The following is a 19,383-nucleotide window of genomic DNA, read 5'->3' as shown; positions in this document are numbered from 1 at the left end:
AAACCCGATGCCAGAGCCGTTGGCGGGGCGCACGAAAAGCAGTATCGTGTCGCCCCCGCCAAAGGACTGCCGCGACCCAAGGGATCTTCAATGTCGCCTTCTCCCCACAGGCCCTGCCTGTTCGCTTCAGCACCTGTATTGGCTCCGGTTCCGTCACCCTCTCACCCAGGAGATGCCCCGTGGGTTGGTTGAAACGCTTCATGGGCTTCGAAGCCCCCAAGCCGGCTGCCAGCAGCCAGCGAGCCCCTGGCAACCTGCCGTTCGGCCTGGGCAGTGGGCGCATGCTCAAGCTCGACCCCTCGCTCAAGCTGCTGCTCGACGGTCACTGCGAACTGGCAGTCCCCGAGCAGGAAGTGGTCTGGGCGGTCGGTGAAGTCGACCTCGGCCAGTCGGTGCGCCTGGCGCGCTTCTACATGGAAGACGAAGACTACTGGCTGCAGGTGGTGATGAACGGCAATTCCGCTGAGGACGTGCGCGATATCATCCTGTTCGGCTACTACAGCGTGGTGCCGGTGACCAGCGATGCCGAACTCAAGCGCCTGGTCGGCCCCGAGTCGAACATCGGCCTGCCCTACTACGAGCACGAAGGCTACGAGTTCGTCCGCCAGTGGGGCAGCGAAGAAGGGCAGACCGAGCTGACGCCGATCAGCGAATGGGTCAGCAGCCCGGAAACCAGCTACCGCATCCAGCACCTGTCGATGCTGTATGCCCGCGAGACCGGCTTGACCGAGCGCCGCGAATTCCTCCTGCTGTCGGTGGAGGAAGACGAGGAGGGCAACGTCAGCCTGACCACTTCGGTGGGTGTCACCCTGCAATCCACGGACTTCAACGTCATCTGACAAGGATTCACCATGCTCGACGCGCTTCGCATGTCGCTCAACGCCCAGGCCGTGATCGGCTTCATCCTCTACATCAGCGTGGCGCTGGTGCTGTTCTGGCTGTTCCAGTTCATCTACACGCACCTCACCCCGCACCGCGAGTTCGCCCTGATCCGCGACAACAACAGCGCCGCGGCCATCGCCCTGGGCGGCGCGCTGATCGGCTTCTCGCTGCCGGCCAGCAACATCATCGCCTACAGCGTCAGCCTGCTCGACTTCGTGGTCTGGGTGGTGATCGCCGCGGTGGTGCAGTTGCTCGCCTTTGCCCTCACCAGCCTGGTGCTCAAGGGCCTGGCCAGCCGCATCGCCAAGGGCGAGATGGCCGCCGCGATCTACGCCGCCGCCGTGGCGATCAGCGTGGGCTTCCTCAACTCGGCCTGCATGACCCCGTCGGTCTGAGCCGTCCGCGCGCAAGGAGCCATTCATGAGACGCAGTTCCGTCAAGCTGGTGCTGGCCAGCTCCCTGCCGCTGGCGCTCACCGCGTGCAGCGCGCCAGAGGAGACCTACACGGTCAGCAAGCGCAGCAACTACACCACCGTCCAGGCCTGTGTCGATGACAAGGTGCCGGTGGACGTGTGTTCCGACGCCTACATGCAGGCGCTGGCCGACCACCGCCGCGTGGCCCCGACCTATGCCGACAAAACCGCCTGCGAGGCCGACTTCGTGCCGGACTACTGCCAGGTCACCAGCGATGGCCGCTACATGCCACGCCTGGGCGGCTTCGAACTGGCGGTGTCGGGCGAGGTCAGCCAAGCCCAGGTCGACGCCGCCCGTGCCCAGGTCGAAAGCAGCGGCCAGGCCAGCAGCGGCGGCAGCAACTTCAACGGCCTGCTCACCGGCCTGCTGCTTGGCCAGGTGCTCAGCGGCGGCAACCGCCAGTACTATTCGCAGCCGGTCTACCAGTACCGTGACAGCAGCGGCGGCTACCGCAGCACCACCCTTGGCCAGCAGATCGACCAGGGCAAGCGTTTCGAACGCTCCGACCAGGCCCAGCAAAGTGGCGGCAGCTATGGCAGCTACTACTCTGGCAGCAGCAGCGGCCGCAACTACAAATCCAGCACCTCGACCCGCTCCAGCGTGTCCTCGTCGATCTCCCGCGGCGGCTTCGGCAGCCAGGCCACTGCGCGCAGTGGCTGGGGCGGCAAGAGCAGCGGCGGCTTCAGCTTCGGCGGTTGAGACATGCGCAAGGTCCTTTGCGATGAACGCCCGGACTGGCGTGCCACTGCCGCGCGCGAAGGCTTTGCCTTCCACACCATCGATGGCGAGCGCTACTGGGACGAGCGTGGCTACTACCAGTTCAGCGAGGCCCAGGTCAGCCGTGACCTCGAGGCGCCCACCCAGGAACTGCACGCCATGTGCCTGGACGCGGTGGCGCGCATCGTCGACAGCGAGGCGCTGATGACCCGCCTGGCGATCCCGCCGGCGTTCTTCGACCTGGTGCGCCGTTCGTGGCACGAGCGCCAGCCGCATCTCTATGGGCGTTTCGACTTCAGCTACGACGGCAGCGGCCCGGCCAAGCTGATCGAGGCCAACTACGACACGCCGACCTCGTTGTACGAGGCGGCGGCGTTCCAGTTGATCTGGCTGGAAGAGCAGATCCAGCGCGGCGTGCTGCCGGCCCATGCCAGCCAGTTCAACAGCCTGGCCGAGGACCTGGTGCGGGCCTTCGGCGCCTTCGAGCGGGAGAGCCCGTTCTACTTCTCGGCCATCGCCGGCTCCGTCGAAGACCGTGGCACCACCGATTTTCTGCGCAAGATGGCCGGGCACGTGGGTATCAGCACCCGGCACATCGACCTGGAGGATATCGGCCTGAACCACGAGGGGCGTTTCGTCGACCTCGACGGGCGACCGATCCGGCGCCTGTTCAAGCTGCACGCCTGGGAGCACATCTTCCACGAGGATTTCGGCCAGGCCATCGCCGGGTGCGACACCCAGTTCGTGGAACCGGCGTGGAAGGCGCTGATCTCCAACAAAGGCATCCTGCCGCTGTTGTGGGAGTGGCACCAAGGGCACCCGAACCTGTTGCCGGCGTTCCTCGACGCAGACCCGCGCCGCTCGGTGCCCAAGGGCTGGGTGCGCAAGCCGTACTTCTCCCGCGAGGGGGCCAACGTGGATATCCGCACCGTCGACGACCAGCGGGTGTTCGAGGATGGGCCCTATGACGATGCACCCTACATCCTGCAGGGCTTTGCCCCCTTGCCGAAGTTCGGCGACAGCTACACGCTGATCGGTGCCTGGGTCATCGGCGACCTGGCGTCGGGGATCGGTATCCGCGAGGACGACACGCTAATCACCAAGGACAGCTCGCGCTTCCTGCCCCACGTGGTGGTGGACTGAGCGCAATCAGCGGGGCTTATACAGGGTAAGGAGATATCACTTTTCCTCACCTTCAAGGGCCGTCAGCATGGCGTTTTTCAGCCCGTGCGAGAGACCCGATGCAACCTGTCCTGCCATCCATCGACCCCGCCATCTTCAGCTTGGCGCCCGGCTTCCGGGCGCTGAGCATCCGCGTGCAGGCGGCACCGATCCGTCATCCCGAGGTCGCTGGCCAGGCATTGGCCAGTGCCTGTGTCGCCGTCGTGGCAGGCCAGCCGGCCTGGGCCGACGCCCACTTGCAGGCGTGGGCCGAGGTGTTTCGCGGTTTCGGCGCCAAGCCCCAGCGTACCCCCTGTTCGGCCGACGCCTTGCGCAAGCGCGTGCTGCGCGATGGCGCGCTGCCAGCCCTCGACCCGCTGGTCGACCTGTACAACGCCATCAGCCTGGCCTATGCGGTGCCGGTCGGCGGCGAGAACCTGCAGGCTTATGTCGGCGTGCCGCGCTTGGTGCTGGCCGATGGCAGCGAGTGTTTCGACACCTTCAAAGAGGGCGCGCTGGTGCATGAAGCGCCCGCAGCCGGGGAGGTGGTCTGGCGCGATGACGCCGGGGTTACCTGCCGGCGCTGGAACTGGCGCCAAGGGGTGCGCACCCGGCTGGACGCCCAGGCGCAGCAGATGTGGTTCGTGCTCGAAAGCCTGCCCGCGATGCCGTTGGCGGCACTGCAAGAGGCGGGCAACCGGCTGGTGGAGGGGCTGCAGCGGATGATGCCGGGGGCTGGGGTGATCCAGCGCCTTGTCGATGGCCCAGTGGGTTGAACCACTACATGTTGTGTTGACCTTAGCGTTTCTGATCTATATCTTGTGCCTCGCTTTCGTCGGGGACACACTATGTTGTGTTTTTTGTTTTTATAAACACTAGATATGGTGTTTTCCCCTGGCAAAGCCCTCATCCGAAACGCGGCACGTTTCGGCATAAAAGTTGACCTTAAAGTCAGCCTTGCAGGCCCAGGAAGGAAGATCGCATGAGCAACAGGAATCACACCCCCACCCGCGCAAACTCGCCGGCCGCCACCTCGCGCCAAGGGCTCGATACGGCGGGCCAGGTTGCCGCGCAGCACGCCCGCCAGATCGATTCGGCCGACAGCGCCGCCGTCATCCGCGCCAAGAAGGCGCTCAATATCCTCGACGTCGCCCAGGGCCTGGCCGAGCTGGAAGGGGCCGCGGCGCGGGTGGCGGTGGACGAGAAGCGCATCATCAACTGCCGCGCGGACCTCAACCAGCTGGTGCCGCTGCGCTACGACTGGGCCTGGCAGAAGTACCTGGATGGCTGCGCCAACCACTGGATGCCGCAAGAGATCAACATGACCGCCGACATCGCCCTGTGGAAGAGCGCCGAGGGCCTGTCGGAAGATGAGCGGCGCATCGTCATGCGTAGCCTGGGTTTTTTCGCCACCGCCGATTCCCTGGTGGCCAACAACCTGGCGCTGGCGGTGTACCGCTTGATCACCAACCCTGAATGCCGCCAGTACATCCTGCGCCAGGCGTTCGAGGAGGCGGTGCATACCCACACCTACCAGTACTGCATTGAATCGCTGGGCATGGACGAGGGCGAAATCTTCAACATGTACCGTGAAGTGCCAACGGTGGCGAAGAAGGCCGCCTGGGGCCTGCGCTATACCCGGGCGATCTCGGACCCGAACTTTCGCACCGGCAGCCTGGCCAGCGACAAGGAGCTATTGCGCAACCTGATCGCCTACTACTGCGTGCTCGAAGGCATCTTCTTCTACTGCGGCTTCACCCAGATCCTGTCCATGGGGCGGCGCAACAAGATGAGTGGGGTGGCCGAGCAGTTCCAGTACATCCTGCGCGACGAGTCGATGCACTTGAACTTCGGCATCGACGTGATCAACCAGATCAAGATCGAGAACCCGCACCTGTGGGACCTGGCCCTGCAGGAAGAAGCCACGCAGATGATCCTGCAAGGTACCCAGCTGGAGATCGAGTACGCCCGGGACACCATGCCCCACGGGGTGCTGGGCATGAATGCGGCGATGATGGAGGACTACCTGAAGTTCATCGCCAACCGCCGGCTGACCCAGATCGGGCTTAAGGCGCAGTACCCGCGGGTGGAGAACCCGTTCCCGTGGATGAGCGAGATCATGGACTTGAAGAAAGAAAAGAACTTCTTCGAGACCCGGGTGATCGAGTACCAGACCGGCGGCGCGCTGTCGTGGGATTGATGGCGAGCACGCAGGGGAGAGGCCTATGAACCGGATAAAGACGCCCTGCATCGGCTTGTGTTCGACGGTGTATGGCGATGCGGTGTGCCGTGGCTGCAAGCGTTACGATGCCGAGATCATCGCCTGGAACGGCTACGACGAAGCACGCAAGGAGGCGGTGATGCGACGGCTCGATGGCTGGTTGGCGCAGGCGATGCAGGGCCGCTGCGAGGTGATCGATGTCGAGCGCCTGCTGGCCGGCGCCAGGGTGTTGGGGGTGCATGGCGGCTCGCGTGCGTTCGTGCATCATTGCGCCTATGAGGTGATCCGGCGCGGCGCCAGGGTCATCACGGCGCTCGAGGATTATGGTATCGGCGTGCTGCCTGCGGTGGCGTCGTTGCCCGTGGACGAGCTCAGGGACGTGCTGGACCAGGCTTTCTTCCAATTGGCGGTGCAGGCATCAACGGCATAGGTGCGCTTCACCGTGTCGCCTGGTTCGCCAGCAAGGCTGGCTCCTACAGGTATTGCAGTCGCAACTGGCGTAGGAGCCGGCCTTGCCGGCGAACACCGGCGTAGCCGGTGCCATCCACCGTGTCGCCTGGTTCGCCAGCAAGGCTGGCTACAGGTATTGCAGGCCGCAACCGGCGTAGGAGCCGGCTTGCCGGCGAACACCGGCGCAGCCGGTGCCCGCCACCGCGTCGCCTGGTTCGCCAGCAAGCTGGCTCCTACAGGTATTGCAGTCGCAATCGGCGTAGGAGCCGGCCTTGCCGGCGAACACCGGCGTAGCCGGTGCCAGCCATCGCGTCGCCTGGTTCGCCAGCAAGGCTGGCTTACAGGTATTGCAGGCCGCAACCGGCGTAGGAGCCGGCTTGCCGGCGAACACCGGCGTAGCCGGTGCCATCCACCGTGTCGCCTGGTTCGCCAGCAAGGCTGGCTCCTACAGGTATTGCAGGCCGCAACCGGCGTAGGAGCCGGCTTGCCGGCGAACACCGGCGCAGCCGGTGCCCGCCACCGCGTCGCCGGGTTCTCTCGGGGTCGGTTTCAGGACGCGCCTGGTCGCCCGCGTGCAACCCAACCGCGCCAGACCTGCCATGCTCTGGGGATGCCCGTGGACCGAGCGCGCCCAGACGCCCGGCCAGCGGCAAGGAGGGTGCCCGCACCGCGCCACCGTGACGTGCGCGGGCACCGCAGCTGAACACCGCCGGACACTGGCCCGTCACAAGGGCCGGGCCGGGTTGCCGAGGTCTGCTGTATGCCTGATGAATCGAACCACCTGCCCCTGATCCAGCGCGTCCTGGCCCGCGAGAAGGACAGCCCCGGCGCGCTGCTGCCGATCCTCCACGCCATCCAGGCCGGCGCCGGCTACATTCCCGACAGCGCCGTCGGCGAAATCGCCCATGCCCTCAACCTCAGCCAGGCCGAGGTGCGCGGGGTGATCAGCTTCTACCAGGATTTCCGTAGCGCACCGCCGGCACGCCACACCTTGCGCCTGTGCCGCGCCGAGTCCTGCCAGAGCCGCGGCGCCGAGGCGCTGGCCGCGCAACTGCGTGAGCAACTGGGGCTGGATGACCATGGCCGCAGCGCGGACGGTGCGCTCGACCTGCGCCCGGCCTACTGCCTGGGCGCCTGTGCCTGCTCGCCAGCGCTCGAGCTCGATGGCCAGTTGCACGCCCGGGTCACCCCCGAACGCCTGCGTGCCCTGGTGGCCGGCTGCCGCGAGGAGGTGAAGGCATGTTGAACCTGTGCATTCCCTGCGACTCCCTGGCCCGGGCCGTCGGCGCCGACCAGGTGGCCGAGGCCTTGTTCGCCGAAGCCGCCCGCCGCCAGCTGCCGCTGCATATCAAGCGCACCAGCGCCCGCGGCCTGTACTGGCTGGAACCGTTGATCGAGCTGGAGAGCGAGCAGGGCCGCCAGGGCTTCGGCCCGGTGACCGTCGAGGACGTGCCCGGCCTGCTCGATGCCTTGGCCGGCAACGCCGCAGGCCACCCGCTGGCGCTGGGGCCGGTCGAGGAAATGGCTTATTTGAAGACCCAGCAACGCCTGCTGTTCGCCCGCGCCGGCATCACCCGACCGTTGTCCCTGGACGACTACCAGGCCAACGGCGGCTTCGAGGGGCTGCGCCAGGCCAGCGTGCTGGACGCCGACGAGGTGGTCGCCGCGGTGCTCGAGTCGGGCCTGCGTGGCCGTGGCGGCGCGGCTTTCCCGGCGGGCATCAAGTGGCGCACCGTGCGCCAGGCCCCGGCCGGGCAGAAGTACGTGGTGTGCAATGCCGACGAAGGCGACTCCGGTACCTTCGCCGATCGCATGCTGATGGAAGGCGACCCGTTCCTGCTGATCGAAGGCATGATCATCGCTGGCCTCGCGGTGGGGGCGAACACGGGCTACATCTATGTGCGCTCGGAGTACCCAGACGCGGTGCGTAGCTTGAACGAAGCCATCCTGCTGGCCCGCGAGGCGGGCTACCTGGACGTCGCCGGCAAGGGCGTGGCCTTCGATCTGCAAGTGCGGGTCGGCGCCGGTGCCTATATCTGCGGCGAGGAAACCGCGTTGCTCGAGTCCCTGGAGGGCAAGCGCGGCATCGTTCGCGCCAAGCCGCCGCTGCCGGCGCTGGAGGGCCTGTTCGGCCAGCCGACCCTGGTGCACAACGTGCTGACCCTGGCCTCGGTGCCGATCATCCTGGCCCGCGGCGCGGCGTTCTACCGCGACTTCGGCATGGGCCGCTCGCTGGGCACCTTGCCGTTCCAGCTGGCCGGCAATATCCGTCGCGGCGGGCTGGTGGAACGCGCCTTCGGCCTGACCTTGCGTGAGCTGGTGGAAGGCTACGGCGGCGGCACCGCCAGCGGCCGGCCGATCAAGGCGGCGCAGGTCGGTGGCCCACTGGGTGCCTGGGTGCCGCCTGAGCAGTTCGACACGCCGCTGGACTACGAAGCCTTTGCCGCCATCGGCGCCATGCTTGGCCACGGTGGCGTGGTGCTGGCCGACGACAGCCTGAACCTGGCCAGCATGGCCCGTTTCGCCTTGCAGTTCTGCGCCGAGGAGTCCTGCGGCAAGTGCACGCCCTGTCGGATCGGCTCGACCCGTGGCGTGGAGGTGGTCGACCGGCTCATCGCCAGCACCGACCCGGCCTACCGGCAAAGCCAGGCGGCGTTGCTGCGCGACCTGTGCGACACGCTGCAGTACGGCTCGCTGTGTGCCATGGGTGGGATGACCCCGTACCCCGTGGTCAGCGCCCTCAAGCACTTCCCCGCCGATTTCGGCCTGGAGGCCGCGCAATGATCAACTACTTCGACCCCCGCAGCGACATCGACCTGGGCACCCCCGAGCGGGTCAGCGACGTGCAGGTCAGCCTGGTCATCGACGGCCGCGCGATCAGCGTGCCCGCCGGCACCTCGGTGATGCGTGCCGCGGCCATGCTCGGCACCAGCATCCCCAAGCTGTGCGCCACCGACAGCCTCGAGGCCTTCGGTTCGTGCCGCATGTGCATGGTCGAGATCGACGGCATGCGCGGCTACCCGGCCTCCTGCACCACGCCGGTGGGCGAGGGCATGGTGGTGCGCACGCAGACGCCGCGCCTGGCCGACCTGCGCCGCAACGTGATGGAACTGTACATCTCCGACCACCCGCTGGACTGCCTGACCTGCTCGGCCAACGGCAATTGCGAGCTGCAGACCGTCGCCGGCCAAGTCGGCCTGCGCGAGGTGCGCTATGGCTACGACGGTGCCAATCACCTGGCCGAACAGAAGGACGTGTCCAACCCGTACTTCGACTACGAGCCGAGCAAGTGCATCGTCTGCAACCGCTGCGTGCGCGCCTGCGAGGAGATCCAGGGCACCTTCGCCCTGACCATCAGCGGCCGCGGCTTCGCCTCGCGGGTGGCGGCGGCGGGCGGTGACAACTTCCTCGACTCCGAGTGCGTGTCGTGCGGTGCCTGCGTGCAGGCCTGCCCGACGGCGACCCTGAGCGAAAAAAGCCTGATCCAGCTCGGCCAGCCCGAGCGTGCGGTGATCACCACCTGCGCCTACTGTGGCGTGGGTTGCTCGCTGCGCGCCGAGATGAAGGGCGACCAGCTGGTGCGCATGGTCCCGGACAAGAACGGCGGCGCCAACCACGGCCACGCCTGCGTCAAGGGGCGCTTCGCCTGGGGCTATGCCACGCACCCGGAGCGCATCACCAAGCCGATGATCCGCAAGCGCCTGCAAGACCCGTGGCAGGAGGTCAGCTGGGACGAGGCGGTGAACTACGCCGCCAGTGAGTTGCGGCGTATCCAGCTCAAGTACGGGCGCGATTCGATTGGCGGCATCACCTCCAGCCGCTGCACCAACGAAGAGGCCTACCTGGTGCAGAAGCTGGTGCGCACCGCCTTTGGCAACAACAACGTCGATACCTGCGCGCGGGTTTGCCATTCGCCCACCGGCTATGGCCTCAAGCAAACCCTCGGCGAGTCCGCCGGCACCCAGAGCTTCGACTCGGTGATGCAGGCCGACGTGATCCTGGTGATCGGCGCCAACCCCACCGACGCCCACCCGGTGTTCGGTTCGCAGCTCAAGCGCCGCCTGCGCCAGGGCGCGCGGCTGATCGTCATCGACCCGCGCCGCATCGACCTGGTCGACTCGCCCCACGCCCGCGCCGAGCTGCATCTGCAGCTGCGCCCGGGCACCAACGTGGCCATGCTCAACGCCCTGGCCCATGTGATCGTCAGTGAAAGCCTGCTCGACCAGCGCTTCATCGACGCTCGCTGCGAGACCGAGGACTTCGCCCGCTGGCGCGATTTCGTCGCCCAGCCGGACAACGCCCCCGAGGTGCTTGGCCCGCTGTGTGGCGTGCCCGCCGAGCAGATCCGCGCCGCCGCACGGCTGTATGCCACCGGCGGCAACGCGGCGATCTACTATGGCCTGGGCGTGACCGAGCACAGCCAGGGCAGCACCGCGGTGATGGGCATTGCCAACCTAGCCATGGCCACCGGCAACATCGGCCGCGAGGGGGTGGGGGTCAACCCGCTGCGCGGGCAGAACAACGTGCAGGGTTCGTGCGACATGGGCTCGTTCCCCCATGAGTTACCAGGCTACCGGCATATCTCCAACGAAAGCGTGCGCGCCGAGTTCGAGCAGGCCTGGGGCGTGACCTTGCAACCCGATCCGGGGCTGCGCATTCCCAACATGTTCGAGGCCGCGCTGGACGGCAGCTTCAAGGCGCTGTACTGCCAGGGCGAGGACATCGCCCAGAGCGACCCCAACACCCAGCACGTCACCGCCGCGTTGCTGGCGATGGAGTGCGTGGTGGTGCAGGACATCTTCCTCAACGAGACGGCCAAGTTCGCCCATGTGTTCCTGCCCGGCAGCTCGTTCCTGGAAAAGGACGGCACCTTCACCAACGCCGAGCGGCGCATCTCGCGGGTGCGCAAGGTGATGCAGCCGCTGGCCGGCAAGGCCGACTGGGAGGCTACCGTGGCCCTGGCCCAGGCGTTGGGCTACCCCATGGCGTACCGGCACCCGTCCGAGATCATGGACGAGATCGCCCGCCTGACGCCAACCTTCCACCGGGTCAGCTATGCCGAGTTGGAGCGCCACGGCAGCCTGCAATGGCCCTGCAACGACACCGCGCCCGACGGCACGCCGACCATGCACATCGACCAGTTCGTGCGCGGCAAGGGGCGCTTCATGCTCACCGGCTACGTGCCCACCGACGAGAAGGTCAACAGCCGCTTCCCGCTGCTGCTGACCACCGGGCGCATTCTCAGCCAGTACAACGTCGGCGCCCAGACCCGGCGCACCGGCAACGTCGCCTGGCACGACGAGGATCGCCTGGAGCTCCACCCCAGCGATGCCGAGAGCCGCGGCATCGCCGATGGCGACTGGGTCGGTGTGGGCAGCCGCGCCGGGCAGAGCGTGCTGCGCGCCAAGGTCAGCGCCCGGGTGGCACCGGGGGTGGTGTACACCACTTTCCATTTCCCCGAGTCGGGGGCCAACGTGATCACCACCGACAACTCCGACTGGGCCACCAACTGCCCGGAATACAAGGTCACCGCGGTGGAGGTGGTGAAGGTGTTCCAGCCCTCGGAGTGGCAGCAGCGCTACCAGCATTTCAGCGATGAACAGCGGCGCTTGCTCAAGGAGCGGCGCCAGGCGGACAAGGTGGAGGTGCGTCGATGAGCAGTGACAACCTGGTCAAGATGGCCAACCAGATTGCCCACTACTTCGACAGCGAGCCGGATCATGCCAAGGCGGTGCAGGGGGTAAGGCAGCATCTGCAGAGCTTCTGGACGCCGGCGATGCGCCGGCAGTTGGCCGCGTGGGTCGAGGCCCATGCCGGGGAGGGGCTTGATCCGAAGGTGCGGGAGGCGTTGTAGCCGTTCACCGGCTACCGGCTGCTACCGCGTTGGCGGGTTCGCCAGCAAGGCTGGCTCCTACAGGGCTGGGGCGGGATAGCGTGTAGGCGCCGGCTTGCCGGCGAACACTGGCAGGCGCGCGAGGCTGTCCAGCGCGACCAGGGCGGCATGGTCCTGGCCGTGGCGCAACGGCTGTGCTTGGCGCGATCCCGGATAACGGTGATCCGGCGATTATCGACGCCCAGGCCCTGCCTGGCGAGGCAAGATGAAAAGTCCGTCATCTTTGCCAGGTTGCCCCAGGGCCGGTGCTACGCTCGCAAAAACACCGTCACGGAAAACCCACCATGGACATGAACTGGCACCAGGCCTTGCAAGAGAGCCTGCGCTGGCTGGCAATCGCCTCATCGATCACCCTCGTCTGCTTCACTGTCTGCGCGCTGCTGGCGGTGCGCCATACCCGCTGGGGCGCCCAGTTCTGGCAGTTGGCCGGGCCCTATTTCAGCTGGCGGCGCAGTTGGCGCCCGTTGCTGGCCTTCGCCTTGCTGCTGGTGCTGACGCTGTTCTCGGTGCGCCTGAACGTGCTGTTCTCATTCTGGTACAACGGCTTCTACAGCGCCCTGCAGGCCCTGGACCAGGCCGCGTTCTGGTACCTGCTCGGGGTGTTCGCGGTGCTGGCGAGCATCCATGTCCTGCGTTCGTTGTTCACCTTCTATGTTACCCAGGCGTTCAACATCCGCTGGCGAGTGTGGCTCACCGAGCGCCTGACCGCCGACTGGATGCACGGCGATGCCTACTACCGTGGGCAGTTTCTCGCCGAACCGGTGGACAACCCCGACCAGCGTATCGAGCTGGATGTGAATGCCTTCGTCACCGGCTCGGTGTCGCTGGCGCTGGGGGCGGTGAGCGCGCTGGTGTCGCTGGTGGCCTTCACCGGCATTCTCTGGGGGCTGTCGGCGCCGCTGGCGGTGGCCGGCGTCGAAGTCCCCCGGGCGATGGTGTTCGCCGTGTACGTCTATGTGCTGATCGCCACCTGGATCGCCTTCCGCCTCGGCCAGCCATTGATTCGCCTGAATTTCCTCAACGAGAAGTTCACCGCCAACTTCCGCTACGCGTTGATGCGCCTGCGCGAAAATGCCGAGAACATCGCCTTCTACCAGGGCGCGCAGGTGGAGCGGGGCACCTTGCTGGGCCGTTTCTTCACCTTGATCGGCAATGCCTGGGCGCTGGTGTTCCGCAACCTCAAGTTCAGCGGCTTCAACCTGGGGGTCAGCCAGGTGGCGGTGGTGTTCCCGTTCATCCTCCAGGCGCCGCGCTTCTTCAGCGGCGCGATCAAGCTGGGCGATGTGATGCAGACCGCCCAGGCGTTTGGCCAGGTGCAGGATTCGCTGTCGTTCTTCCGTGAGTCGTACGACACCTTCGCCCAGTACCGCGCCACCCTCGACCGTCTGACCGGCTTCCTCGATGCCAATCAGCAGGCCGGCGGCTTGCCGCGGGTGAGTACCGTCGAGCAGGCCCACGCCCTGGATATCCTGGGGCTGCAGGTGCTGCGGCCGGACGGGCACGCGCTGATCGCGGACCTGCACCTGAACCTGCAGGCCGGCCAGGCGTTGCTGATCAAGGGCCCCTCGGGCAGCGGCAAGACCACCTTGCTGCGCGCCCTGGCCGGGCTCTGGCCCTATGCCGAAGGTGAAGTGCGCCGACCCTTGGGACAGCAGGCTTTGTTCCTCGCCCAGCGCCCGTACCTGCCCTTGGGCGACCTGCGCACTGCCATCGCCTACCCGGCTGCTGGCCTGCCGGCGGACGATGCGCGCATGCAGCAAGCGTTGGCGCAGGTCAACCTGGCGCACCTGGTCGAGCGCCTCGGCGAGCAGCGCGACTGGGCGCGCATCCTGTCGATCGGCGAGCAACAGCGCTTGGCCTTTGCCCGGGTGCTGTTCAACCGGCCGCAGGTGGTGTTCCTCGACGAATCCACCTCGGCCATGGACGAAGGACTGGAGCATGCGCTGTATGGGCTGTTGCGCCGCGAAATGCCGGGCAGCCTGCTGGTCAGCGTCGGACACCGCAGTACGCTGGCGGGGTTTCATTCCCATCGGCTGGAAGTGGACGGGCAGGGGGGCTGGGCGCTGTTGCAACAACAAGGGGTTCAAGCGCCAGCTTGATCCTCCGCGGCGCTTGGTTCGCCAGCAAGCTTTAAATGCTGTAGGAGCCAGCCTTGCTGGCGAACACCGGCGTCGCCGGTGCCAGGCACCGCGGTCTCTTACGACTCGCAGGGGGGCCGAGCGGGGGGCAACCATAGCCCTGCCAACGTGACCAAGGCGAACAGGCTTCCCACCATGAAGGTGGCCTGGTAGCCCAGCCAGTCCCACAACCCGCCGGCCAGCACGCTGGCCAGCAGCAGCGCGATCCCGGTCAGCAGGTTGAACACCCCGAACGCCGTGCCGCGCAGGTGCGCCGGGGCATGGTCGGCGATCAGTGCGGCGAAGATGCCCTGGGTAAAGCCCATGTGCAGCCCCCACAGGCCCACCCCCAGCGCCAGGCCTGGCCAGCCCGGCAGCCATGCCAGGGCCAGGTCGGCCATCACCAGCAGGCCCAGCCCGGCCATCAACACACCGCGCCGCCCGACCCGGTCCGACAGCGCCCCGGCGGGGTAGGCCGACAGCGAAAACGCCAATGACATCACCACCAGCACCCCAGGCGCCCACAAGGCCGGCAAGCCCAGGGCCTGGCCGCGCAGCAGCAAGAAAGCCTCGCTGAAGCGCGCCAGGGTGAACAGCGTGGCGAGGACCACCAGCCGCCAATAGCCTGCGCCCAGGTGCGTCAGTTCACCCAGCGCCAGCGGCGCCCGCGCCGGGCTTGCGCTGACGCTGTCGGGCTCGCGGACGAACGCCACCAGCACGTAGACGGCCAGGCACGCCGGGATCACGGCCACCCAGAACACTGCCTGGAAATGGCTGGCGGTCAGCCACATCAACAGGATTGCCAGTAGCGGGCCGATGAACGCGCCCACCGTATCCAATGCCTGGCGCAGGCCGAACGCCGCGCCACGCAGCGCGGCCGGGGTGATGTCGGCGATCAGCGCATCCCGTGGCGCGCCGCGGATGCCCTTGCCAACACGGTCGACGAAGCGCGCCGCGGTCAGCCATTCCAGCCCGGGGGCAAGCGGGAACACCGGCTTGGTCACGGCGGCCAGGCCGTAGCCGATCACCGTCAGCAGCTTGCGCTTGCCCAGGCGGTCGCTGAAGGCGCCGGAGAACACCTTGGTGATTGCTGCCGTCGCCTCGGCGATGCCTTCGATCAGGCCCACCGCGAGCACCGAGGTGCCGAGCACGGTGACCAGGTACAGCGGGAGCAGGGCGTGGATCATCTCCGAGGAGATATCCATGAGCAGCGAGACCCAGCCCAGGGCCCAGACGCTTCGGGGGATGGGGTGATGGTTGGGCATGTTGGTCTCGAGGATGGCGTTGCCTTCACTGTAGCCGAGCCATGCGCAATCCCTGTAGGAGCGGCCTTGTGTCGCGAAAGGGCCGCAAAGCGGCCCCGGCAATCCTTGCATCAACGCTGAAATCCTGGGGCCGCTGCGCGCCCCATCGCGACACAAGGCCGTTCCTACAAGGACCGCGTAAGGCGCAAGCCAAACGTCAGGACTTGAACCGCCCCACCAGCCCATTCAACTCATCCGACAACTGCGCCAGCCTGCCGGAGTCGGCCTGGGCGGAACTGGCCAACCCCTCCACCAGCCGCGCCTCGTCGTAGATTTGCTGGATATGCCGGTTGATCTCCTCGGCCACGCTGTGCTGCTCCTCGGCGGCGGCGGAAATCTGCAGGTTCTGGTCGCGGATCTCGTTCACCGAGAGCTGGATGCCCTCGAAGCTGTCCCGCGCGCTTTCGATCGACGACACGCTGGCGCGCGACAGGTCCAGGCAGCTTTCCATCTTCTGCGAGACCTCCTGGGTCTTGCCGCCGAGGGTGTTGAGCAACTGGTCGATCTCGCCGGTGGAGTCGGCGGTGCGCTTGGCCAGCGCCCGCACTTCATCGGCCACCACGGCAAAACCACGGCCCTGGTCGCCGGCCCGGGCCGCCTCGATGGCGGCGTTGAGCGCCAGCAGGTTGGTCTGCTCGGCGATGGCACGGATGGTGCCGAGGATCTGGTTGATGCTGCGGCTGCCTTCTTCCAGCTCGACCATGGCCTGGGACGACTCGCTCAGGCGCCGGCCCAGGCGATTGACGTTGTCGGTGGTCGCCTCGATCTGCTGCTTGCCTTCGGCCACTCGACGGTGACCGTGCTCGGCGGCGTCGGCGGCGCTGCTGCACGAGCGCGCCACTTCGTTGGCGGTGGCGACCATCTCGTTGAACGCGGTGGACACCAGCTCCACCGCCTCGCGCTGGCGCCCGGCGGCCTCGTTCATGTTGCCGGCCATCTCGCTGTTGCTGCGCGAGGCCTCGTGCAGGTTGGTCGAGGCCGCGCCGATGTGCTGGATCAGCTGGCGGATGGCGGCGAGGAACTTGTTGAACCAGCCGGCCAGCTCGGCGGTTTCGTCCTTGCCTTGTACCTGCAGGTCGCGGCGCAGGTCGCCTTCGCCCTCGGCGATCGACTGCAAGCCGACGCTGACCTGGCCGATGGGCTTGACGATGACCCGCGAGAACGCCGCGGCCACCAGGGCGAAGAGCAGCGCCAGCACCACCACGATCAGCGCGGTGACATAGCTCATGCGGGTGGCGGCGGCCATCACCTCGTCGTATTCGATCAGGCCGACGAAGCGCCAGCCCAGGCCAGGCGAGGTCCAGACATTGGCCATGTAGCGCTTGCCGTCGATCTGCACCTCGGTGGCGCCCTGGGCGGTGGCTGCCAGTTGCGCGTAGGGCGCGCCGAGGTCCTTGAGCTGCTTGAAGCCGTGGCTGGCGTCACGCGGGTCGACCAGCACGGTGCCGTTCTCGATCAGCATCACGTAGCCGCTGTCGCCGAGCTTGATGCTCTTGACCAGCTCGGTGAGGTTCTTCAGCGACACGCTGACCACCAACACCCCCCTGGCCTTGCCGCTGGCGTCGAGCAGCGCGCGGGCGGTGCCCACCAGGGCCACGTCGTCCTTGTCGTAGTAGTAGGCGGCAGTACGCACGGTCTTGTCCGGGCTGGCCATCGCATCCTTGTACCAGGGGCGGCTGCGCGGGTCGTACTTGGCCAGTTGCGGGTCATCCGGCCACTTGGCGTAGCTGCCGTCCTCCAGGCCGATGGACAGGATCGCCGCCGCCGGGTGGGTGGTGCCATAGCGGGCGAAGGCGTCAATCACCTGCTGCGCCTGGGCGGGCATGGGCTGGCTGGCGGCATCGGCACCGGTGTAGTCCTTGAGCGAGGTGACGGCGCTGTACAGCGGGTCCTTGGCCATCTGGTCGACGTTCTGCAGGGTGCCATCGAAAAACTGGCGCATGTTGCCGTCGATCTGGCGGATCTCCCGGGTGCTGCCGTCGATGAACTGTTCCACCGCCTCGTTGCGAATATTCAGCACCGAGATGCCGCCGACCAGCGCCACCGGAATGAAGGCCACCAGGACGAAGGCCAGCACCAGCTTGTTTTTTATTTTCATCGTAACGCCCAATCCATGAGGGTGAAGGTGCGCGCAGCCGCTTCGACACGATGCTGGCTATGCGCCATCTTTTCTGTTTCGGCCGGCGGAATATAACCCTTTAGCCCATGGGTTGTGTACAAAATGGCAATCGATTGTCGTTGTTCATGGGGTGGGCCGTAGGAAATTGCGCTTTGATCGGCGGGCGATCTGGACGTGCAGCGGGGCCTTCTCAAGTTTCATGTACGCTGGTCCGTGTTTAATTGACGCCGTAATAGTGGCTATTTAGTATCGCGCATTTTGCCCCTTGCAACTTGTGGTTTCGAAGGACCGAACATGTACTTTTCCGCCCCCGGCGCACGCCTGCGCGCCGCCCTGGCCGGGCTTTGCCTGGTCGCCGCCGTGAATCCGGCCATGGCCGCCTCGCCGATCCTGCCGGGTGACCAGGACCTGATCCGCGACCGGCAGAATCGCCTGCTGGAAGAACAGCAACGGCGCCTTGAAGAACTCAAGGACCTGCCTGGCGAGCGGGCCGCGCCGGTAGCGCCCAAGGCGCCGAACGAGAGCCGCTGCTTCCCGATCCAGACCATCGAGCTCAAAGGCGCCGACGCCTTGTCGAGCGCCGAGCAGGCCAGCCTGCTCGCGCCCTATGTCGGCCAGTGCCTGGGGGTGGCCCAGCTCAATGAACTGCTCAAGGTCATCACCGACCGCTATATCGCCAAGGGCCTGGTCACCAGTCGCGCCTACCTGCCCCAGCAGGACCTGTCGTCCGGCCATCTGCAGGTGCTGGTGGTCGAGGGCCGCCTCGAAGGGCTCAAGGCCGGCGAGGGCAGCACACTCAGCGCCCGCGAACTGGACATGGCGTTCCCCGGCCGGGCCGGCGACTTGCTCAACCTGCGCGAGATCGAGCAGATGGTCGACCAGCTCAATCGCCTGCCGTCCAACCAGGCCCGCATGCAACTGACCCCCGGCAAGGCCGTCGGCGGCAGCGAGGTCCAGGTTGCCAACACCCCGCAGAAACCGTGGCGTGTGGGCCTTTCGCGCAGCAACGAAGGGCAGAAGAGCACCGGCGAGCAGCAGTGGGGCAGCAGTTTCGAATGGGACAGCCCGCTGGGCCTGGCCGACCAGTTGGTGCTGCGCGGCGGCCACGACGCCATCAGCGACCACCAGAAGACCTCGCGCAACGCCGCGCTCTATTACAACCTGCCGTTCGGCTGGTGGAACCTCAGCTACAGCTACAGCCAGAGCGAGTACCGTGCCCTGGGCGAGGCGGCGGGCTTCAACTTCAAGCAGACCGGCGACAGCCAGAACCACCAGTTGCGCCTCGAACGGGTCATCCACCGCGACTCGCTGAGCAAGACCTCGCTCAACAGCGGCCTGAGCTACCTGCGCACCAACAACTACATCGAAGACAGCCGCCTGGCCAACAGCAGCCATCGCCTCAGCGAAGCCCAGGTCGGCATCAACCATGGCCGGCGCATCGGTGGCGCCTTTCTCAACATCGACCTGGGCCTGCAAGAGGGCATCGGCGCTTTCGACGCCCAGCGTGAGCGTGAGCGCGATGACAACGGCAACCGCTTGCCCAGTGCTCGATATCGCAAGTACACCGCCACCGCCAGCTACCTGCAGCCGTTCAAGGTGCTGGGCGAGTCGCTGGTATTCAGCAGCCTGGTCACCGGCCAGCGCAGCGAGGACCGCCTGTTCAGCCCCCAGCGCATGAGCCTGGGCAGCCAGTCCTCGGTGCGTGGCTACAAGGACCAGAGCCTGAACGGCGACAGCGGCTACTACTGGCGCAACGACCTGCGCTGGAGCCGCCCGGTGGGCTGGGACTGGTTGCGACCGGTGCTGGCCGAATACGGCCTGGGCCTGGGCTACGACGTCGGCGCGATCAGCCACGACCGTTACAGCGGCGGGCAGCACGGCCGGGTTTCCAGCGACTCGCTCGAACTGTTCGCCCGTGGCCGCAACCTGTCCGCCAGCGTGACCTTCGCCCATTCCCTTGAGCGCCCGGACGGGCTGCTCGAGCGCGAGGCGCCGGTCTACTTTCGCCTGGACTTCTTCCTTTAACACCGTTTTCCGATAGAGAT

The 19,383-nt window shown here is 66.7% G+C and carries 16 protein-coding genes and 1 pseudogene; 13 read left to right on the top strand and 4 right to left on the bottom strand.

Translation table 11 applies throughout. The features are described from left to right. Nucleotides 1-179: 179 nt before the first annotated feature. From KSS95_RS18750 to KSS95_RS18720, 7 genes are all read left to right on the top strand, one after another. Complete coding sequence (locus KSS95_RS18750) at nucleotides 180-839, top strand: DUF2491 family protein (protein ID WP_217848608.1); 660 nt, start codon at nucleotides 180-182, stop codon at nucleotides 837-839. Between the two features lie 12 nt (nucleotides 840-851). Next, a complete protein-coding gene (locus KSS95_RS18745) occupies nucleotides 852-1,277 on the top strand; it encodes a DUF350 domain-containing protein (protein ID WP_134690110.1) in 426 nt (141 codons plus the stop codon). Between the two features lie 25 nt (nucleotides 1,278-1,302). After that, the gene (locus tag KSS95_RS18740; RefSeq protein ID WP_217848606.1) at nucleotides 1,303-2,055 is read left to right on the top strand and encodes a DUF1190 domain-containing protein; all 753 of its coding nucleotides are present in this window, start codon (nucleotides 1,303-1,305) and stop codon (nucleotides 2,053-2,055) included. Between the two features lie 3 nt (nucleotides 2,056-2,058). Further along, nucleotides 2,059-3,216 (top strand): glutathionylspermidine synthase family protein, encoded by a 1,158-nt coding sequence (locus KSS95_RS18735; protein WP_217848605.1) that lies wholly within the window; start codon nucleotides 2,059-2,061, stop codon nucleotides 3,214-3,216. Between the two features lie 98 nt (nucleotides 3,217-3,314). Beyond that, complete coding sequence (locus KSS95_RS18730; RefSeq protein ID WP_217848603.1) at nucleotides 3,315-4,010, top strand: B3/B4 domain-containing protein; 696 nt, start codon at nucleotides 3,315-3,317, stop codon at nucleotides 4,008-4,010. A gap of 206 nt (nucleotides 4,011-4,216) precedes the next feature. Continuing rightward, the gene (locus KSS95_RS18725; protein ID WP_217848601.1) at nucleotides 4,217-5,434 is read left to right on the top strand and encodes a ribonucleotide-diphosphate reductase subunit beta; all 1,218 of its coding nucleotides are present in this window, start codon (nucleotides 4,217-4,219) and stop codon (nucleotides 5,432-5,434) included. Nucleotides 5,435-5,459: 25 nt separating this feature from the next. After that, entirely contained in the window at nucleotides 5,460-5,885 is a 426-nt protein-coding gene (locus KSS95_RS18720) for a DUF1289 domain-containing protein (RefSeq protein ID WP_217848599.1), read from the top strand. A gap of 147 nt (nucleotides 5,886-6,032) precedes the next feature. On the opposite strand, the gene KSS95_RS18715 is transcribed toward KSS95_RS18720, so the two are convergent. Further along, nucleotides 6,033-6,341, bottom strand: coding sequence for a hypothetical protein (locus KSS95_RS18715; protein ID WP_217854086.1), 309 nt, complete (start codon nucleotides 6,339-6,341; stop codon nucleotides 6,033-6,035). 324 nt (nucleotides 6,342-6,665) lie between these two features. Between KSS95_RS18715 and KSS95_RS18710 the strand changes: the two genes are divergently transcribed. The 5 genes from KSS95_RS18710 (at nucleotide 6,666) to KSS95_RS18690 (ending at nucleotide 13,897) form a co-directional block, all read left to right on the top strand. Next, a complete protein-coding gene (locus KSS95_RS18710) occupies nucleotides 6,666-7,151 on the top strand; it encodes a formate dehydrogenase subunit gamma (protein ID WP_217848597.1) in 486 nt (161 codons plus the stop codon). Beyond that, nucleotides 7,145-8,689, top strand: a complete 1,545-nt coding sequence (locus KSS95_RS18705; RefSeq protein ID WP_217848594.1) for a formate dehydrogenase beta subunit — start codon at nucleotides 7,145-7,147, stop codon at nucleotides 8,687-8,689. The genes KSS95_RS18710 and KSS95_RS18705 overlap by 7 nt, the downstream gene beginning before the upstream one ends. Continuing rightward, on the top strand, nucleotides 8,686-11,562 hold the full coding sequence (fdhF, locus tag KSS95_RS18700) for a formate dehydrogenase subunit alpha (protein ID WP_217848592.1): 2,877 nt from the start codon (nucleotides 8,686-8,688) through the stop codon (nucleotides 11,560-11,562). The genes KSS95_RS18705 and fdhF overlap by 4 nt, the downstream gene beginning before the upstream one ends. Further along, complete coding sequence (locus KSS95_RS18695) at nucleotides 11,559-11,759, top strand: formate dehydrogenase subunit delta (protein WP_217848591.1); 201 nt, start codon at nucleotides 11,559-11,561, stop codon at nucleotides 11,757-11,759. The genes fdhF and KSS95_RS18695 overlap by 4 nt, the downstream gene beginning before the upstream one ends. Before the next feature lie 323 nt (nucleotides 11,760-12,082). Next, complete coding sequence (locus tag KSS95_RS18690; RefSeq protein ID WP_217848590.1) at nucleotides 12,083-13,897, top strand: ABC transporter ATP-binding protein/permease; 1,815 nt, start codon at nucleotides 12,083-12,085, stop codon at nucleotides 13,895-13,897. Nucleotides 13,898-13,995: 98 nt separating this feature from the next. Here KSS95_RS18690 and KSS95_RS18685 read toward each other — a convergent pair whose 3' ends face one another. From KSS95_RS18685 to KSS95_RS24905, 3 genes and pseudogenes are all read right to left on the bottom strand, one after another. Then, a complete protein-coding gene (locus KSS95_RS18685; protein WP_367616929.1) occupies nucleotides 13,996-15,180 on the bottom strand; it encodes an MFS transporter in 1,185 nt (394 codons plus the stop codon). A gap of 196 nt (nucleotides 15,181-15,376) precedes the next feature. Then, nucleotides 15,377-16,144 (bottom strand): methyl-accepting chemotaxis protein, encoded by a 768-nt coding sequence (locus tag KSS95_RS24910; RefSeq protein WP_374119874.1) that lies wholly within the window; start codon nucleotides 16,142-16,144, stop codon nucleotides 15,377-15,379. Nucleotides 16,145-16,231: 87 nt separating this feature from the next. After that, a pseudogene (locus tag KSS95_RS24905) lies at nucleotides 16,232-17,317 on the bottom strand (HAMP domain-containing protein); the annotation flags it as partial. 315 nt (nucleotides 17,318-17,632) lie between these two features. On the opposite strand from KSS95_RS24905, the gene KSS95_RS18675 reads away from it, so the two are divergent. Beyond that, complete coding sequence (locus KSS95_RS18675; protein ID WP_217848587.1) at nucleotides 17,633-19,363, top strand: ShlB/FhaC/HecB family hemolysin secretion/activation protein; 1,731 nt, start codon at nucleotides 17,633-17,635, stop codon at nucleotides 19,361-19,363. The last annotated feature ends 20 nt before the right edge of the window (nucleotides 19,364-19,383 follow it).

Source organism: Pseudomonas muyukensis (genome assembly GCF_019139535.1).
In the GTDB taxonomy this organism is placed as follows: Bacteria; Pseudomonadota; Gammaproteobacteria; order Pseudomonadales; family Pseudomonadaceae; genus Aquipseudomonas; species Aquipseudomonas muyukensis.
Note: the sequence above shows the minus strand (reverse complement) of the source record. Positions and strands in the feature narration are given on the sequence as shown.

Excerpts from the sequence above, each read along its gene's own strand:
- KSS95_RS18745 (WP_134690110.1), top strand. The coding sequence starts at position 852 with ATGCTCGACGCGCTTCGCATGTCGCTCAACGCCCAGGCCGTGATCGGC.
- KSS95_RS18740 (WP_217848606.1), top strand. The coding sequence starts at position 1,303 with ATGAGACGCAGTTCCGTCAAGCTGGTGCTGGCCAGCTCCCTGCCGCTG.
- KSS95_RS18735 (WP_217848605.1), top strand. The coding sequence starts at position 2,059 with ATGCGCAAGGTCCTTTGCGATGAACGCCCGGACTGGCGTGCCACTGCC.
- KSS95_RS18730 (WP_217848603.1), top strand. The coding sequence starts at position 3,315 with ATGCAACCTGTCCTGCCATCCATCGACCCCGCCATCTTCAGCTTGGCG.
- KSS95_RS18725 (WP_217848601.1), top strand. The coding sequence starts at position 4,217 with ATGAGCAACAGGAATCACACCCCCACCCGCGCAAACTCGCCGGCCGCC.
- KSS95_RS18720 (WP_217848599.1), top strand. The coding sequence starts at position 5,460 with ATGAACCGGATAAAGACGCCCTGCATCGGCTTGTGTTCGACGGTGTAT.
- KSS95_RS18710 (WP_217848597.1), top strand. The coding sequence starts at position 6,666 with ATGCCTGATGAATCGAACCACCTGCCCCTGATCCAGCGCGTCCTGGCC.
- KSS95_RS18705 (WP_217848594.1), top strand. The coding sequence starts at position 7,145 with ATGTTGAACCTGTGCATTCCCTGCGACTCCCTGGCCCGGGCCGTCGGC.
- fdhF (WP_217848592.1), top strand. The coding sequence starts at position 8,686 with ATGATCAACTACTTCGACCCCCGCAGCGACATCGACCTGGGCACCCCC.
- KSS95_RS18695 (WP_217848591.1), top strand. The coding sequence starts at position 11,559 with ATGAGCAGTGACAACCTGGTCAAGATGGCCAACCAGATTGCCCACTAC.
- KSS95_RS18690 (WP_217848590.1), top strand. The coding sequence starts at position 12,083 with ATGGACATGAACTGGCACCAGGCCTTGCAAGAGAGCCTGCGCTGGCTG.
- KSS95_RS18685 (WP_367616929.1), bottom strand. The coding sequence starts at position 15,180 with ATGCCCAACCATCACCCCATCCCCCGAAGCGTCTGGGCCCTGGGCTGG.
- KSS95_RS24910 (WP_374119874.1), bottom strand. The coding sequence starts at position 16,144 with ATGAACGAGGCCGCCGGGCGCCAGCGCGAGGCGGTGGAGCTGGTGTCC.
- KSS95_RS18675 (WP_217848587.1), top strand. The coding sequence starts at position 17,633 with ATGTACTTTTCCGCCCCCGGCGCACGCCTGCGCGCCGCCCTGGCCGGG.